The sequence below is a fragment of the Romboutsia maritimum genome, assembly GCF_002251085.2.
GTDB lineage: Bacteria > Bacillota > Clostridia > Peptostreptococcales > Peptostreptococcaceae > Romboutsia_B > Romboutsia_B maritimum.
Map to the genome: position 1 here is coordinate 279011 of NZ_NOJZ02000001.1, position 18367 is coordinate 297377.

Genomic DNA, 18367 nt, shown 5'->3' on the forward strand with positions numbered 1-18367 from the left:
ATATCACCGTCCTAATTATGCTTTATTAATATAACCGAAATATTATCTTTTCCTGAAACATCATTGGCTATATCAATTAATTTTTCACTTAAATTTTCTAAGTCTTCATCCTTTGAAATCACATTTTTAATTTCTTTATCATCTACAAAACCTGTTAGTCCATCTGTTGCAAGTAAAATCTTGTCGTTTTGTTCTAGCTTGTACTTAAATATATCAACTATTACTATCTCATCAGTTCCCATAGCTCTAGTTATATGATTTCTACGAGGATCAGTCTTAGCTTCTTCTTCTGTAATTATTTTCGCTCTAATAAGTTCTTCAACAACCGAATGGTCTATTGTTATTTTTGAAAATCCACATTTATTCAATAAATAACATCTACTATCTCCAACATTTGCTACATATAAATTATCTTTATATATTATAGCACAAGTAAGTGTAGTTCCCATTCCTTCATAATCTAAGTCTGACATAGATTTTTTATATATAATTGAGTTAACGCTATTATAAGCCTGTTTAAGTATATCATCTATATAATCTATTTTTATGCTTTGAGTTTGTAATAAATTCTCTTTTAAAAAACATAGAATATTTTCTACAGCTAATTTACTGGCAACTTCACCTTTTTTGTGACCACCCATTCCATCTGCCATAGCAAATATACCTATCATCTTGCCATTATCTGTGTATAAAATTTCCCCCCTACAATAATCTTCATTATTCTTTCTTACTCTTCCTATATGGGAGGCACAACTATAAATCATACGACTTCCCCCTTAAAGCTACTTGTATTTTCTTCTTAATTGACCACAAGCCCCACTAATATCAGAACCCATAGATATTCTAACTGTAGCTGGTATTTTATTTTTTTCTAGATTATCTCTAAATTTATAAATAAATGATTTATCTGGCTTTTCAAATTCTCTTTCTTCTACTTTATTTATAGGTATTAAGTTAACATGACATAACATTCCTTTTAAAAGCTTAGATAATGCATTTGCTTCCTTCTCAGAATCATTCACATCTTTTATTAATGAATATTCAAAAGTAACCCTTCTATTTGTCTTTTTAATATAATACCTACATGCATCTAAAATTTCTTCTATTGTATATGCATTAGCAACAGGCATTATTTCTTTTCTTGCTTCGTCATAAGGAGAGTGTAATGATAGCGCTAAATTTATAGGTAATTCTAAATCAGCAAACTCATATATTTTTGGTACTATACCGCAAGTTGACAAAGTTATATGTCTATATCCTATATTAAGTCCATTTTTATCATTTACAATTTCGAAAAACTTTTTAGTATTTTCAAAATTATCAAGTGGTTCTCCACTTCCCATTAAAACTATATTAGAAACTCTCTTACCTGTATCTTCTTGTATCTTCATAATTTGATCTAATATTTCCCATGGTTCTAAATTTCTTAATAATCCATCTATTGTAGATGCACAAAATTTACATCCCATTCTACATCCAACTTGATTGGATACACATACAGTTACTCTACTATCATAATCCATCATAACAGTTTCTATTATATTTTTGTCATTAAGTAAAAATAAATACTTTTTAGTACCATCAACCTTCGATTCTAATTTAAGCTCTACTTCAATATTTCCAATGTAAGAAACTTCTTCTAATTTATTTCTTAAATTTTTCGGTATATTATTCATATCATCAAAGCTTTTGGCCCCTTTATATATCCATGAAAAAATCTGACTTCCCCTAAAAGGTTTCTCTCCTATTGTTTTCATAAACTCTTTTAGTTCTTCTTCTGTAAAGTTTTTTAATGCTACTTTATTATGATTCATATTATCACTACCTTACTCTTTTTAATTTTGATATAAAGAAACCATCCATACCATGAATATTAGGATATATTTTTAGATATCCCTTATCTTGATTATCTAAATCAACATTTACTTCTTTTATAGGTACTAATTCAAAATTTTCATTTTCTTGTAAAAATTCATTAATTACATTAATATTTTCATTTTCTTGTATAGTACATGTACTATATATTAATATACCGCCCACTTTAACACATTTAGCTGCATTATCTAATATAGTTCTCTGTATATTTGGTAAATCCTTAAGTTCCGCTTTTTCTTTAAACTTAATTTCAGGCTTTCTTCTTATTATTCCTAATCCAGAACACGGTACGTCCGCTAACACATAATCAAACTTATCTACACTATTTTCATCTTCTAATGATGCATCTTGTTTTTCAATTTGAACATTAGTAAGACCTAGCCTATCTACTGTAGATTTTATAAGCTTTAATTTATGGTCAAAAATGTCTCTAGAAACTACTGTTCCTGTATTATTCATAAGTGTAGCAATATGAGTAGTTTTTCCACCAGGCGCACTGCATACGTCTAAAACTAACGATTTTTCTGTAGGATTCATTACTTTCCCTACTATCATAGAACTTATATCTTGTATTGTAAATAGTCCTTGCTTAAATAAATCATTATTTTCTATATTTTTTAGATTTTCTACTCTTATAGCTTCTTCTATGTTTGGTACCTTATATGCTTTTATATCATTTTCATTTAATTTATTTATAAGTTCATCTCTACTTATTTTTAATGTATTAGTTCTTATATATATACTTGGTCTTTCATTATTAGCTTCAAGTAAATCTTCTGTAAATTCTTCTCCAAAGTTAACAATCCAATTCTTTATTAACCAAGGTTTATATGAATACTTTGTAGATAAGTACATTACTTTATCATCTATATCTACATTTAGAATGTCTTCTCTTTTTCTAATTACATTTCTAAGTATTGCATTTATAAATCCAGATGATCTATTATCATATTTCTTAGCTAGACTAACAGTTTCATTAACTGCAGCATAATCAGATATACTATCTAAAAAAGCAATTTGATAAATCCCCATTCTTAGCAATATTTTAACACAAATTGATAATTTTTGTGATTTTATTTTAGAAAGTTTATCTATAATATAATCTAAGTAATACTTGTTTTCAACCACTCCATAAATTAGTTCTGTAGCTAATCCCCTATCTTGATTATTCATGTCTAAATTTTTAAAATGCTTATTTATAGCCATATTAGAATAATTGCTATTTTCCTCTATATCGCATAATACTTTAAATGCAATTTCTCTTGCTTTCATATATGTTCTCCTTAATTGTAATAAATTTTCACTTAATATTTATACTTTTTTAAACAGAAAAAGTCCTAGAAACACTAGGACAATCTCTCCTTTAATCGTTATCTCTTTGAGCTATTGCTAATAATCTAAGTAATTGAAGTACTGACGTTAATGCTGCTGCTACATATGTTAATGCTGCTGCATTAAGAACACTTCTGCTTTGTCTTAATTCTTTTCCTTCAACTATACCTAAATTTTCAAGTTGTACTATTGCTCTACTAGAAGCATTAAACTCAACTGGTAATGTTATTATTTGGAATAACACAGAAGCCGAAAATAATAATATACCTATTTTTAAAAACAAACCTCTTTGTAAAAACAACCCTATTCCCATTAAAAACCACGATGCATTTGAAGTAAAATTAACTATTGGTACTAATCCACTTCTCAAATTAAGAGGTGCATATCCTTTAGCATGTTGAATAGCATGACCACATTCATGAGCTGCTACAGCTACTGATGTTATTGATGTTCCATAATAAACATCTTGTGATAATCTAAGTATTTTACTTCTAGGATCATAATGATCACTTAAATGACCTCGTACCATTTCTATACTTACATTATATAATCCATTTGAATCTAATATAGCTCTTGCAGTTCTTTCACCCGTATATCCTCTGTATGTGTTGACTCTTAAAAACCTACTAGTTGTAGAACTTACTTTAAATTGAGCATACATAGTAAATATTATAGCTGGAATTAATATGATCATAGTAGGATCAAAAAACGGATAACCGTATCCGTAACCATATGGGTACATAAAAATCACTCTCCTATATTTTCTGCGATGTAAAGAAGTTTATTGCTTCTTCAACCTCTTTGATGTCTATAATTGTGTCTACGCAAGGACCATTAGGTCTTTTATTGAATACACCTAAAACAGGTATATTTTTAACGTCTTGAACTCCTGAGGTTAAATCTCTTTCACAGGCTACAGCTATTACAGCTTTAGGCTTATTTTCTAGAATAATTTTTCTAGCTAATGTTCCCCCTGTAGCAACAAATATATTTATATTTGATTTTTCTTTTAATTTAACCAAATCACCTATATTACATAACCCACATTGCTTGCAAGTTTCTATAGTTGAAGTTACTTTTAACTTACAACTGTTCTTTTGAACACAATGAGGTATAAGAATTAATATGTCTTGTGGATTTAAATTATACTTATTACTATATATATATTTATTATTCAACTTTATAAAAATTTTTCTTATTTCATTTTTAGATATTCCTACAATATTTCCTACTCCTATCATCATAGGAAACATTATACTTACTATTTTTAAATTTATACTCATTAATCTAGAACTAACTTTTCTATCCTTTATTACATTATAAGTAATTATAGTTGAAAATATTATTATTAAGGCTACTAATGAAATGATAGTATTTATCACCATTCCAAATAAATCTGTTAAATTTAGTATGAATACATTTATAGTAGCTACTCCTAAAATAAGAATCATCAGTATAATGCCTATAATAGTTAAATATTTTTTTGTATCTATCATTTTATTCACCTAGCTTAACACTATATTAGCCTCTATACTATTTCCTTTTATATATTCTGATACTAGTACTCTTTTCTTGCCTGGCATTTGCATTTCTTCAATTAATAATACATTGTCTTTTGTAGCCACTCTTATTCCTTCTTTGTCTACTTTAAGTATCGTTCCTGGTTGTTTATCACAATTTTCACCTAATACTTTAGTCTTCCATACTTTCATAGTTAAATCATTGTATGATGTGTATGCACTTGGCCATGGATTTACTCCTCTAACTAAATTATGTATTTCCTTAGCACTTTTATTCCACTCTATATTACCTAATGATTTATTCATCATAGGTGCATATGTAAATTCATCATGATTTTGAGGTATTCTAGGTGCACATCCTTTTTCAATTAAATCCAACGTATCTTTTAAAGTATTAGCTCCCATAACAACCATTTCATCATGAAGTTCTCCTGCTGTAATTTCATCATCAAGATTAAATTCTGTCTTTAATATCATATCTCCAGTATCTAACCCTTCATCCATATACATAGTTGTTACACCTGTTTTTTCTTCTCCATTTATTATTACCCAATTTATTGGAGCTGCCCCTCTATACTTAGGAAGTAAAGATACATGTACATTTATACATCCTAACTTAGGTATTTCAAGTATTGATTTTGGAAGTATTTGTCCAAATGCAACTACTACTATAACATCTGGTTTTAATTCTTTAATTACTTCAACAAAACTTTCTTCTCTAGCTTTTGATGGTTGATATACAGGTATATCATATTTTAAGGCAAGTTCCTTTACAGGAGGCATACCTATTTTTTTTCCTCTTCCAACTGGCTTATCTGGTTGAGTTACAACTGCTAATATATCATGCTTTTCATCTATTATTTTTTTAAGACATCCAACTGCTATGTCTGGAGTTCCCATAAATACTATTTTCAATTAAATCAGCTCCTATTACTTTTCTATTTTGTCAACAAATAATATACCTTCTAAATGATCTATTTCATGACAGAATGCTCTAGCTAAAAGTTCTTCACCTTCTATTTCCATTAACTGACCTTTTCTATTGAAAGCTCTTACTTTTACAACGTATGGTCTTCTTACAGGACCTGACTCTCCTACAACGCTTAAGCATCCTTCATCGTCTATTTGTTCTCCAGAAGTTGCTATTATTTCAGGATTTATAAGTTCTATTATTCCATCTCCAACATCTATTATTACTACTCTTTTTAAGATTCCAACTTGAGGTGCTGCAAGACCTACCCCATCGGCTGCATACATTGTATCTGCCATATCATCTAATAATTGAATTATTTTATCATCAATTTTTTCTACCTTCTTAGATTTCTTTCTTAAAACTGGTTCTCCTATTTTAACTATTTGTCTTAATGCCATTATCTTTCCTCCTAAACTTATAATACACTATTTGGGTTAATATCTATTGATATATTAATATCTTTATTAAATACAACATCTCTTTTTGTTATACATATATATTTTATTATACCCTTTAATAAATTAATTTCAATATTATCATCTTTAAATAATATTTGCCATCTATAATTTTGATTTATTTTTGCTATAGTGCACGGATTTGGTCCTAAAATAAATTCAAAATTATCTATTCCTCTACTTTTTAACAAATAAACTATTGAATCATACATATTTTTAGCATTCTGCTTTACTAAATGTTCATTATTCCCACTTACAACTACACTTATCATATTATTAAAAGGAGCATATCCAAATGCATTTCTTATCTTTATTTCATCATTATAAAATCCTTCATAATCGTAGTTTATAGCCCTTCTAATTGCATAATGGTCTGTATCGTAAGTTTGAAGTATTACGCTTCCTTCTTTATCACTTCTTCCAGCTCTACCTGAAACTTGAGTTATTAGTTGAAATGTAGTTTCAGAACTTTTAAAATCAGGAAATTTTAAAATCATATCGGCTGATAATATTCCAACTAAGGTTACATTATCAAAATCCAAACCCTTACTTATCATTTGAGTCCCTATTAAAACATCTGCTTCTTTATTTTTAAACTTATTTAATATTTCTTCTAATGAACCTTTTTTAGATGTTGTATCTTTATCCATCCTTAAAATTTTAATGTCCTTGAATATAGTTTTTAATTCTTCTTCTATTCTTTGTGTTCCAACTCCAAATGGCTTTACATACTTACTTTTACACTCTGGGCACTCAATTGGAATTTCCTTTTCATATCCACAGTAGTGACAACGTCCTATATTATCGCCTTTATGATACGTTAATGAGATATCACAATTTTCACATTGAAATACATAGCCACACTTTCTACATGATATAAAATTTGCATAGCCTCTTCTGTTTAAAAACAATATAATCTGACTATCATTTTTTATTGCTTCTTGTATTTCTAATTGTAGCTTCATACTAAATATACTTTTGTTTCCCTTATTTAATTCTTCCTTCATATCTACAACATTTATTTTAGGAAGAGGTTTATTATTCGCTCTTTGTTGTATTTTTATTAAATTATATTCACCTTGTTTGGCCTTATAATATTCTTCAATAGAAGGAGTTGCTGAACCTAAAATCAAAGATATATTTTTCTTGACAGATAAAAATTTAGCTACCTCTATAGCATTAAATTTAGGATTTTTTTCAGATTTATATGCACTTTCATGAAACTCATCTATAATAATAACACCTAAGCTATTAAACGGTGCAAATAATGCCGATCTAGCACCTATTAATATTCTTATTTTACCGCTCTTTATAGCTTTATACACATCATGTTTTTGACCTTCAGAAAGTTGACTGTGAAATACACCAACTATTTCTCCAAATTTATTTTTAAATCTAGATATACTCTGAGGTGTAAGAGATATTTCTGGGACTAGAACTATACTATCTAAACCTTGATTTAATGCAGAATCAATTATCTCCATATACACTTCAGTTTTTCCACTTCCAGTTACTCCATGTATCATATAAGGTTTTTTATCTTCATCAAACATCTGAGACTTAATTTTGTCTATTGCATTTTTTTGTTCACTATTTAATTCAATTTTTTTAGATACTGATGTATATATACTTTCTGGTTTTCTATAATAATCTTTTAATTCTAAATTAATCAATTTTTTTTCATGAAGAGACGTTATGCTTTGTCTAGAAGCATTTAAAAGTTCCAATAAATCATTTATTTCAACCTCATCGTTATACTTTAAAAAATTGATTATTTCTTTTTGTTTACTTCCTGTTTTTATTTTATGATTTAATATATAGTCATCTACATCTTCACCATCCATAGATAATGATATATAACAAATCTTCTTTTCATTTTTATGATTTTTATATTCCCAGCTTATTTTAATTATTTCTTTTCTTTTAAGTCGTTCTAATATATTATTTACATTGCTTATATTTTTTAACTTTTCAACTTTTATCTTACCCTTATTATTTATAATTTCGTCTATTATCTTTTTTTCTTCATTACTAATATTACTTAATATTAACTGTAATTGAAACTGATTTAAATTTTCATAGTCATCATTAAAGCTTACTACCTTATAATTATTTAATTTATATCCCTTTGGATATATTAAATTTATACAATCAATATATGTACATAAATATCTGTTTTTCATCCAAGAAACTAACTCTAAATCCTCTATTTTAAAAATCGGATTTTCATCCAATATATCAACAACTTCTTTTGTTTTTATTTTTTCTTCTAATTTATCTGAAATTTCAAATACAAATGCTTCTGTAGGCTTATTACCCCTTCCAAATGGAACTAGAACTCTATGCCCTATCTCTAAATTATCTATTAAAAGAGCTGGAATTTGGTATGTAAACAAGTTATCTGTATATATAGTATTACTTCTCACTACCACTTTTACGTATTTTTCCATATTATAACCTCTATTTTGATTTAATTACATCTGTATAGTTGGCTAGAAAAATAAGCACCTATTTTAATAGATGCTTATTTTTCTAATAGAGCTTTAACTTTATCTAAAATAACGTTAGCTACTTCTTCTTTTTTCATTTTTGGATATTCGATAATATCCCCTTCTCTATCTATGATTTTGACTATATTAGTATCTACTCCAAAGCCTGAACCTTCTTGAGTCAAATCATTAGCTACTATAAAATCTAAATTTTTCTTTTTAACTTTACCTTTAGCATTTTCTATAAGATCATTTGTTTCAGCAGCAAAACCAACTAGTATTTTATCGCCTTTTACTTTACCAATTTCATAGGCAATATCTTTATTTCTATCTAAATTTATAATTAAATCATCATTGCTTTTTTTTATTTTTTTATCACAGTAACTCTTTGGTTTATAATCTGCTACTGCTGCACTTTTTATAATAACTTGGTTTTCATCTAAATTGTCAATCACTGCTTCATACATATCTTGAGCTGATTCTATTTTAACTAATTTTTTTAGTTTTTTTGGAGGCATTAAATTTGTAGGCCCAGAGATAAGAGTTACTTCTGCTCCTCTTTGTATAGCTTTATTTGCTATTGCATATCCCATTTTACCAGTTGATCTATTAGTTATATATCTAACTGGGTCTATACTTTCAACAGTTGGACCTGCTGTAATTATTATATGCTTTCCCTTTAAATCTTGTTTTTTAGTAAGTAAATCAACAACTTCATCAACTATTTTTTCAGGAGATGCTAACTTACCTTTTCCCATGTCGCCACAAGCTAATCTTCCACTTTCGGGTTCAACAAAATTAAAATCTAATTCTTTTAATGTATTTATATTTTTTTGAACTATTGCATTTTCATACATATTTGTGTTCATAGCTGGCGCTATCAAAACCTTAGCTTTAGTAGCCATTATAGTTGTAGTTAACATATCATCTGCTATACCATTTGCTATTTTACCTATGATATTCGCAGTAGCTGGTGCAACTAAAAATAAATCAGCTTTTTTTGCTAATGATATATGCTCTACATCCCATGTTTTAGGCTCTTCAAACATATCATCAATCACATAATTTTGACTCAAAGATTGAAATGTTAATGGTGCAACAAATTCTGTAGCAGATTTAGTCATTATAACATGAACATTTGCTCTTAGTTTTTTTAATCTACTAACAACATCACATGCTTTATATACAGCTATTCCACCACTTACACCAATTACAACAGTTTTGCCATTTAACATAGAAATTACTCCTGTTCTATATTTTGTATTTGCTCTTGGTGATGTCTAGCTTCTTCAATATCTATTTCCTCTTGAGTTAATAATCTATAAGTTATTTTATCTTCAGAAACCTCTTGAGTAGCTATACAAACTGGCTTATTTTCTCTTTGTTTATTTGCAACATATGGAGTAGATCCGTCAACTATTTCCCTAGCTCTCTTTGCAACTGTACCTACTAAGTAGTATCTGTTGTCTATTTTATTTAATACGTCGTTTATAGATGGTTTTATCATATTATAACTCCTCCTTGAAATTTTCTATTATATTAGTTTTATATCTATTGACTTTATTTTTTTCAGAAGATATTATACTTTCTACTTCTTTTGCAGATTTTACTACATCTTCATTTACTATAAAATAGTCATAGTTATCTATTTGTTTTATTTCTTCAAATGCACAACTAAATCTCTTGTCAATTTCCTCTTGAGTTTCAGTTCCTCTTCCAACTATTCTGTTTTTTAATTCTTGTAGTGATGGTGGAAGTACAAATATAAATACTCCTTGTGGATAAACTTCTTTTATCTGAGCTGCTCCTTGCATTTCTATTTCTAATAAAACGTCTTGACCTTTTTCTAGGCATTCTAATATAGCAGCTTTTGGTGTTCCATAAATATTATCATAAATCTTAGCATATTCTAAGAATTCACCTTCAGCTATCATATTTTCAAACTTTTCTTTAGTTATAAAGAAGTAATTAACCCCATCAACTTCTCCTGTTCTAGGTTTTCTAGTAGTCGCTGATACGGAAAGTTTTATTTGGTCATTATTTTTTAATAACTCTTTACATATTGTACCTTTTCCAGCTCCTGATGGTCCAGATACAACTAGTAATAGTCCTTTTCTTTTAACCATTATTATATCTTCCTTTCTCGTTGTATATGTATTAATTTATTTTACTCTATATTTTGTATTTGTTCTCTTATCTTTTCTAATTCGCTTTTTATTTCAACAACTAAATTAGTTATATTTAAATCAGATGATTTTGATCCTATAGTATTAGTTTCTCTGTTCATCTCTTGAATTAAAAAATCTATTTTTCTACCTATTGATTCATCTTTTACTATAGTTTTTTTAAGTTGATCTATATGACTTCTAAATCTTACTATCTCTTCTGTTATACTGCTTTTATCAGCATATATAGCTACTTCTTGAGCCAATCTATTTTCATCAATAATACTAGGATCTTCTAGCATTTCACTTATTCTACTATTTAATTTTTCTTTATAGTCAATAACAACATTATATGAGTACTTCTCAATTTCTTCAATATAATTTTTAAGAAGATTGCATCTTTCTAAAGTATCTTGTGCTAATTTTTTTCCTTCTTCAATTCTCATTTCTTTTAATTTTATTAATGCTTCTTCTAAAGCAGGTTTTAGCATAGACCATAATAAATCTTCATCTTCTTCTTTTTCTTCTGTTTTTATTATTTCTGGGAATTTAGCTATATTCATGACACTTATGTCATCTACTAAATCAAATTTATCTTTTATTTGTTTTAATATTCCTACATATTGTGATGCTAATGTTTCGTCAAATTTTAAGTTTACATCTTCACTACCTAATAAGTCAAGCTTAATATATAAGTCTACTCTTCCTCTTTTTGCATAATCCTTAACTAAATTTCTTACCTTATCTTCTAAAAATGAAATTTTTCTAGGAAGACGCACATTTATATCACAATATTTATGATTTATAGTTTTACACTCAACTAAAAAATTATAGTTATCGTCTTTATATTCTCCTCTTCCAAAGCCTGTCATACTGATAGCCATATTATACCTCCAAAATTCCTTCGCATATTTTTACTGCTGGTCCTGTCATATAAACAAAATCTTCTATATCTATTTTTACTGTTCCACCTTGAGATGTTACATTTACACTTTTATCCACCATTTTTAAATAATTTAAGATAATTGCTGATGCAGTCATTCCCGTACCACACCCTAGTGTATACCCACATCCTCTTTCCCAGGTATAAACAGATATATTACTTCTATCTTCTATTTTAACAAAATTTACATTTGTTCCATTAAGAAAAATCTTATTTTTTTCTATTTCTTTTCCATATTTATATATTTGATTTAAATTTAAATTGTCAACTAATATCACAGTATGAGGCACTCCCATTAGCATAGAGCTAATCTTTAACTCTTTATCTATTATAGTTATACTTTCATTAATAAATATTTCTTTATCAGTATCTATTGGAATATCCTTTGAGAAAAAACTTCCTTTTCCCATATTAACTTTTATAGAGTTTGCTTTTTCAAATATAGTGTTAATTTCTACTATCTTTATTCCATCTAATGTATCAATTTCAAACATTTCTTTTTTAACTATATTATTGTCATAAACAAATTTTGCAAAACATCTTATTCCATTTCCACACATAGAGGCTCTTGAACCATCAGAATTATAGTATAACATCTCTATGTCAGCATTATTAGAACTTTTAACAACTAACAATCCATCTGCTCCTACTGAAAATCTTCTGTGACATACTTTTTGGGCTAATTTACCATAGTTAGAATTTTCAATATTATGAATTCTTCCATCTATTGCGATAAAATCATTTCCTATTCCATGTAGTTTCCAAAACTTCATAAAATCTCCCCTTTTAAATTTAAATCACTAACTTATTATTATACAATACTTCGCTCCTAAAAGGAATTGATATCTCTTTTTTTATTATTTTAATCTTACTTGAAAATGTTCGCAAATATGGTATGTATATTAAAAAAGCTGCCTCAAAATAAAATTTTGAAACAGCTACCTTTAAAAGATGTGATTTTTTATTCGATTATTTCTTTTATTGTTTTTATTACATAATCTATGTCTTCTCTTGTAACGTCTATGTGTGTTACAAATCTATATTCTCCATTTTCTTTTTTGTTAATTTTTATATTTTTATCATAGAATTTTTTTACTAATATATCTTCATGGATTATGTTATCATCCAGTTTAAAAAATACCATATTTATATCATTTGTTTTTGGGTTTACTTCTATATTTTTTATTTTTGATAATTCACTAGCTAGATATTTTGCATTTTTATGGTCTTCAGGTAATCTTAATGTCATTTCTTCAAGAGCAATTATACCTGCTGCTGCAACTATTCCTACCTGTCTCATACCTCCACCCATAAGCTTTTGATTTTTTCTTGCTCTTTGAATAAATTCCTTACTTCCTGCAAGTATAGAGCCCATAGGAGCTGCTAGTCCTTTTGATAAACAAAACATTACACTATCAGCACATGCAGCTATTTCACTTGCATCTACATTTAAGGCTAGTGCTGCATTAAATATTCTCGCCCCATCTAAATGCACTGGTATTGAATGTTTTTCTGCTATTTTTTTTATCTCTTGTAAATTTTCTAACTTAACTACTGCTCCTTCTAAGTTAGCATTTTCTACACATATAAGTCCTGTTTCAGGTTCATGTATATCATCTCTTCTTATTGCTTTTTCTACAAGATATGGATCCATCGTTCCATTATCAGTTTCTAAGGTTCTAAGTTGAACTCCCGCTATTACTGATGATGCTCCTACTTCATGAACGACTATATGATAATCTTTTCCAATAATTACTTCATGCCCTCTTCTAGTATGCGTAAATAATGATAATTGATTTCCAAAAGTTCCACTTGGTATAAATGTAGCAGCTTCCTTACCTACCTTTTTAGCTGCTAATTCTTCAAGCTTATTTACTGTAGGGTCATCTCTCAATGAAGAATCTCCCACCGGTGCTTGTGCCATTGCTTTTCTCATTTTCTCAGTTGGCATTGTTACCGTGTCACTTCTTAAGTCAATAAATTTCATAATATATCCCCTTCTTATTTTAAAATATTTTTAGAAAACGTTTTTCTTATCATTACTTCACCTTAATTTCTTTTCTATATATTAGATATATCATTTTTGTACTTTTATTTCAATCTAAATAATATAGAATTATTTATAAAATTTTTGAAAGAATATTTTAATAAAAAGTAGATTATCAAAGCTAAGCTATTCACATTATATGTTTTATGTGTAATAATTAATTTATTGACAGTTTTGCGTCTAAGAAAGGAGCGATTTTATGGCTTTAGATGGTTTAGTTATACACTCTATAGTAAATGAGTTATCATCAAAACTTTTAGGTGGTAAAATAGATAAAATTCAACAACCTGAAGATGATGAATTAGTTTTACATATAAGAAACAACAAAGAAAATTACAAATTAATATTAAGTGCTAGTGCTTCCAATCCAAGAGTTTACCTAGCAGATAATTATAAAAAAGAAAATCCTAAAAAAGCACCTATGTTTTGCATGCTCTTTAGGAAATATATTCAAGGTGGAAATATAACAAAAATCTCTCAAGTTGGATTTGAGAGAATTATAAAAATCAGCATTGATTCCTTAGATGAATTAAAGGAAAAGACTACTAAGGACATTATTATTGAAATAATGGGAAGGCATAGTAACATAATTCTTACTCATTCTAGTGACGATAAAATTATAGATTCTGCAAAAAGAATTCCAACTAGTATAAGTAGAGTTCGTCAAATATTACCTGGTCAAACTTATTGTCTTCCTCCTAAACAAGATAAATTAGACCCTACTAGTAATATATCTAACGATGCTTTTATAAATACTTTAAATGACTTTGAAGGACCTATTTTTAAGGCTATTTATTCTAAGTTTTTAGGTATCAGTCCTATTGTTGCAAAAGAAATATGTTTTAGGTCAGGTATTTTAGAAAATACTAATATTAAAGATTTAAATACAACTGAATTTAATTTAATATATAAAGAATTTGATAAGTTATTTCAAGATATAAAAAACAATACTTATTCTCCTTGTATAGTTATAAACGAAAAATTAGATAGAGTTGTAGACTTTAGTTGTATTAATTTAACTTTATTTAATGAATTATCTTTTATAAATAATGATAGTATCTCTAATATAGTTGAAAATTATTATAGAACTAAAGATATAAAGGATAGAATTCACCAGCGTTCTTCTGATTTAAAGAAAAGTATATCTATAAAACTTGATAGACTTTATCATAAGCAGAAAAAGCAAGAAGAAGAACTTTTAGAAGCTGAGAATGCTGATACTTATAAATTAAAAGGTGAATTACTTACAGCTTATATTTATATGATTAAAAAAGGTATGGAAAATATTGAAGTTGCAAATTTTTACAGTCCTAACTATGAAAATATGACTATTGGACTAAATAAAAATCTTACACCTTCTGAAAACTCACAAAAATACTTTAAAAAATATAATAAATTAAAGACTGCTAAAAAAGAAATTACTCATCAAATGAGTTTAAACAAAGAAGAAATTGATTATTTAGAAAATATTATATTAAGTATAGAGAACTGCGAAAATATGGAAGAACTTCAAGATATAAGAGAAGAACTTATTAAGCTTGGCTATGCTAAACAACAAGGTAAAGCTAAATCTAAAAAGGAAACTTCTCTTACTACAAAACCGCTTGAATTTATGTCTTCTGAAGGATTTAAAATTTTTGTCGGTAAAAATAACAAACAAAATGACCACTTAACTTTAAGAATAGCTGATTATGATGATATATGGATGCATACTAAAAATATTCCTGGGTCACATGTTATAATTAAATGTGCAGGTCATGAAGTTTCAGAGCAAACTATATTTGAAGGTGCTATGCTTGCAGCTTTCTTCAGTAAATCCAAAATGTCTTCTAAGGTTCCTGTTGACTATACTAAAAAGAAACACGTTAAAAAACCTAGTGGTTCAAAACCAGGTATGGTAATTTACGAAACTAACAGTACCATTTATGTTACTCCAGAAGAAGAATTAGTTGCTAAATTAAAAATCAAATAATTTATACAAATACAAAATAAGCAGTCTCAAAATATTGAGACTGCTTATTTTTAATTACATATAATAAATGAAAATTTTTAGACTATTTAGCACCATTAAACTCATCTTGAGTTCTTGGAACTATCACTTTTCCATTTTTAACTAATTCAGCTTGTTTATTAACATAATCTATTATATCTTGAGGAACATGTTTACTAGTATTTTCAGGTATACCTATTGCTCCTTCTTTTAATCCATATACTTTTTGTACTCCACCTTCAAATTTACCATCAACTAATTCTTTAGATAAATTATACGAAGCTACATTTAATTTTTTAAGTACTGATGTTATTACATTTTCTGGAGCTAAATAACTTTGATCTCTGTCTACACCTATAGCATATTTCTTGTTTTCTCTAGCTGCTTCTATCGAACCAGTTCCTGTATCTCCTGCTGCTGCAAGTATTATATCTGCTCCTGCTGCATGCATTTGCTTAGCTATTGATTTTCCTTTTGCTTGATCACTAAATGAGTTTGCATATTGTTCTTGTATTTTTACATCCTTATTAGTAGATACTGCACCATATTTAAATCCATAGTGATATTTTTCTATAGAAGGTGTAGTCATTCCACCTATAAATCCTACATTATCAGTTTTAGTCATTTTTGCAGCTATCATACCCGCTAAATATGCTCCTTCTTCTTCCTTAAACACTACTGGAACAACATTTTTTGGTATATTTTTATATGTTGCATCTATTAAACCAAATTTTTGTTCTGGGTAACTTTCTGCCATTTCCTTTATAGGGTCTTCTAATTGATATCCAACTCCTACTATTAAATCTATATCTTGATCTACAAACGTTTCTATATTTTGTACATAATCAGACTTTTGTTTTGATTCTAAGTATTTTATATCTACTCCAAAATCTTCTTTAGCTTTTTGTAATCCTTCCCAAGTAGATTGATTAAAAGATTGGTCATTTATACTTCCTTCTCCTAATACAATAGCTACTGAAAGTTTTTTTGCTTTTTCTTTATTAGATGAACACCCCGTTAGTAAAGATGTCGCAAGTAAAATTGATGCTGATATTGATAATAACTTTTTAAATTTCATGTTTAACCTCCATTAACTGCCCTTTTTTCTGAACTTTAATTAACCCATCATTGTTTTTGTTCGGTAACAAAGTCTTATTTTATAGGATTTTATTATTTCTGTCTATACCTTTTAAATAATTTTCGTATTTTTTTTGAAAAAAATTTTAAATTAAGGATTCATTAAGATTTAAATATATAAAAAAAGCTGCCTCAAAATTCAACATAAATTTTGAGACAGCTTATATATTTATTGTGCAATTGTAGGTTTTGTTGTAACTGCTTTATTTTTTTCTTCTTTTTTAAAATCTTCATTGTTTAATAATCTATTTAATATAATTCCTACTATAGCCGCTAAGCTTAGTCCTGTTATTTTTACAGTATCTGTTACAGGTATACCTATTAATATCCCCTTGTTTCCTAAATAAGTTGTTCCAAGTCCTATAATCATTATAGTTGCTATTATGATTATATTATTTTTATTTTGTATGCAAGAGCTGTCTTTTATAGTCTTAACTCCTACAAGGCTTATCATTGAGAATAACAAAATACTTATGCCACCCATTACTGCTCCTGGTATACTTTGAAGAAATCCTCCAAATTTACCTATACATGCAAGTAGTATTGCTAGTATTGCTGTACGTCTTAATATACTTGGGTCGTAATTTTTAGTTATAGCTAATACTGCTGTATTTTCTCCATAAGTCGTATTTGCTGGCCCTCCTAAAAATCCTGCTACTATAGTAGCTAAACCATCTCCAAGTAAAGTTTTATTAAGTCCTGGATTTTCTATGAAATTTTTACCTACAACTGCTCCATTCGTAGTCATATCTCCTATATGTTCCATAAACACTGCTATAACTACTGGTGCTATTATTACTATCGCTTCTAAACTAAATTTAGGTAATGTAAACGCAGGTACTTCAAATATACTTGCTTTTGTAATTGAACTAATATCTACTATTCCAATAGCTATGGATATTGCATATCCTGAAAAAACTGCTATTAATATACTCAGTTGTTTTATAAACCCTTTAGTAAATTTATTTATACCAATTGCTATAGATAAAGTTATACCTGCTACTATCAAGTTTGCTGATGCCATATCAAAAGCTGTAGGCAATAAATTCAAACCAATTACAGCTATCATAGCCCCTGTTACTTGTGCTGGAAAATATTTTTTAATTTTTTCTATTCCTACTATTTGAACCAAGAAAGACATTATTACATAAATTAGACCTGCTATCATTATTCCACCTTGTGCATAAGATAAATCTCCTTTATATGCATCTTTTGCCGCTATAATTACTGGTATGAATGCAAAACTTGAACCTAAGAATACAGGAACTTTTCCCTGTGTGCAGAAATGAAATATTAGAGTTCCAACACCTGCGCAAAATATTGCAACTGATGGATTAAAACCTGTTAATATAGGAACTAATACTGTAGCTCCAAACATGGCTAATAGATGTTGTAGTGACATTATTGTTTTTTTCATAAAAAAACCTCCCAAATTTTTATT

17 protein-coding genes are annotated in these 18367 nt (G+C 27.9%); 1 reads left to right on the forward strand and 16 read right to left on the reverse strand.

The genetic code is table 11. From position 1 onward, the window contains the following. Positions 1-11: 11 nt before the first annotated feature. The 14 genes from CHF27_RS01365 to CHF27_RS01430 form a co-directional block, all read right to left on the reverse strand. Positions 12-764 carry a Stp1/IreP family PP2C-type Ser/Thr phosphatase gene (locus CHF27_RS01365; RefSeq protein ID WP_095404765.1) on the reverse strand — a complete coding sequence of 251 codons (753 nt, stop codon included), beginning with the start codon at positions 762-764 and terminating at the stop codon, positions 12-14. Positions 765-782: 18 nt separating this feature from the next. Next, entirely contained in the window at positions 783-1814 is a 1032-nt protein-coding gene (rlmN, locus tag CHF27_RS01370) for a 23S rRNA (adenine(2503)-C(2))-methyltransferase RlmN (RefSeq protein ID WP_095404764.1), read from the reverse strand. Positions 1815-1821: 7 nt separating this feature from the next. Continuing rightward, positions 1822-3147 carry a 16S rRNA (cytosine(967)-C(5))-methyltransferase RsmB gene (rsmB, locus tag CHF27_RS01375; RefSeq protein ID WP_095404763.1) on the reverse strand — a complete coding sequence of 442 codons (1326 nt, stop codon included), beginning with the start codon at positions 3145-3147 and terminating at the stop codon, positions 1822-1824. Between the two features lie 91 nt (positions 3148-3238). Further along, complete coding sequence (locus CHF27_RS01380; protein ID WP_095404762.1) at positions 3239-3949, reverse strand: zinc metallopeptidase; 711 nt, start codon at positions 3947-3949, stop codon at positions 3239-3241. A 13-nt stretch (positions 3950-3962) separates the two neighbouring features. Next, positions 3963-4703, reverse strand: a complete 741-nt coding sequence (locus CHF27_RS01385) for a DUF116 domain-containing protein (RefSeq protein ID WP_095404761.1) — start codon at positions 4701-4703, stop codon at positions 3963-3965. A gap of 9 nt (positions 4704-4712) precedes the next feature. Continuing rightward, a complete protein-coding gene (gene fmt / locus CHF27_RS01390) occupies positions 4713-5642 on the reverse strand; it encodes a methionyl-tRNA formyltransferase (RefSeq protein WP_095404760.1) in 930 nt (309 codons plus the stop codon). A gap of 15 nt (positions 5643-5657) precedes the next feature. Then, positions 5658-6098: a peptide deformylase gene (gene def / locus CHF27_RS01395; protein ID WP_095404759.1), complete on the reverse strand. Its 441-nt coding sequence runs from the start codon at positions 6096-6098 to the stop codon at positions 5658-5660. Between the two features lie 17 nt (positions 6099-6115). Then, positions 6116-8605: a primosomal protein N' gene (priA, locus tag CHF27_RS01400; protein WP_095404758.1), complete on the reverse strand. Its 2490-nt coding sequence runs from the start codon at positions 8603-8605 to the stop codon at positions 6116-6118. 74 nt (positions 8606-8679) lie between these two features. Next, a complete protein-coding gene (gene coaBC / locus CHF27_RS01405; protein ID WP_095404757.1) occupies positions 8680-9879 on the reverse strand; it encodes a bifunctional phosphopantothenoylcysteine decarboxylase/phosphopantothenate--cysteine ligase CoaBC in 1200 nt (399 codons plus the stop codon). Between the two features lie 5 nt (positions 9880-9884). After that, the gene (rpoZ, locus tag CHF27_RS01410) at positions 9885-10151 is read right to left on the reverse strand and encodes a DNA-directed RNA polymerase subunit omega (RefSeq protein ID WP_095404756.1); all 267 of its coding nucleotides are present in this window, start codon (positions 10149-10151) and stop codon (positions 9885-9887) included. A gap of 1 nt (position 10152) precedes the next feature. Beyond that, on the reverse strand, positions 10153-10770 hold the full coding sequence (gene gmk, locus CHF27_RS01415; RefSeq protein ID WP_095404755.1) for a guanylate kinase: 618 nt from the start codon (positions 10768-10770) through the stop codon (positions 10153-10155). Between the two features lie 41 nt (positions 10771-10811). Next, positions 10812-11693, reverse strand: a complete 882-nt coding sequence (locus CHF27_RS01420) for a YicC/YloC family endoribonuclease (RefSeq protein WP_095404754.1) — start codon at positions 11691-11693, stop codon at positions 10812-10814. A gap of 1 nt (position 11694) precedes the next feature. Further along, a complete protein-coding gene (dapF, locus tag CHF27_RS01425) occupies positions 11695-12525 on the reverse strand; it encodes a diaminopimelate epimerase (RefSeq protein ID WP_095404753.1) in 831 nt (276 codons plus the stop codon). A gap of 188 nt (positions 12526-12713) precedes the next feature. Then, on the reverse strand, positions 12714-13739 hold the full coding sequence (locus CHF27_RS01430) for a threonine aldolase family protein (RefSeq protein WP_095404752.1): 1026 nt from the start codon (positions 13737-13739) through the stop codon (positions 12714-12716). 259 nt (positions 13740-13998) lie between these two features. On the opposite strand from CHF27_RS01430, the gene CHF27_RS01435 reads away from it, so the two are divergent. Then, positions 13999-15771: an Rqc2 family fibronectin-binding protein gene (locus CHF27_RS01435; protein WP_095404751.1), complete on the forward strand. Its 1773-nt coding sequence runs from the start codon at positions 13999-14001 to the stop codon at positions 15769-15771. A gap of 82 nt (positions 15772-15853) precedes the next feature. Here CHF27_RS01435 and CHF27_RS01440 read toward each other — a convergent pair whose 3' ends face one another. Together CHF27_RS01440 and CHF27_RS01445 are read right to left on the reverse strand one after the other, a co-directional pair. Continuing rightward, the gene (locus CHF27_RS01440) at positions 15854-16867 is read right to left on the reverse strand and encodes a BMP family lipoprotein (RefSeq protein WP_095404750.1); all 1014 of its coding nucleotides are present in this window, start codon (positions 16865-16867) and stop codon (positions 15854-15856) included. A 228-nt stretch (positions 16868-17095) separates the two neighbouring features. Next, positions 17096-18343, reverse strand: coding sequence for a uracil-xanthine permease family protein (locus CHF27_RS01445; protein WP_095404749.1), 1248 nt, complete (start codon positions 18341-18343; stop codon positions 17096-17098). Positions 18344-18367: the final 24 nt, after the last annotated feature.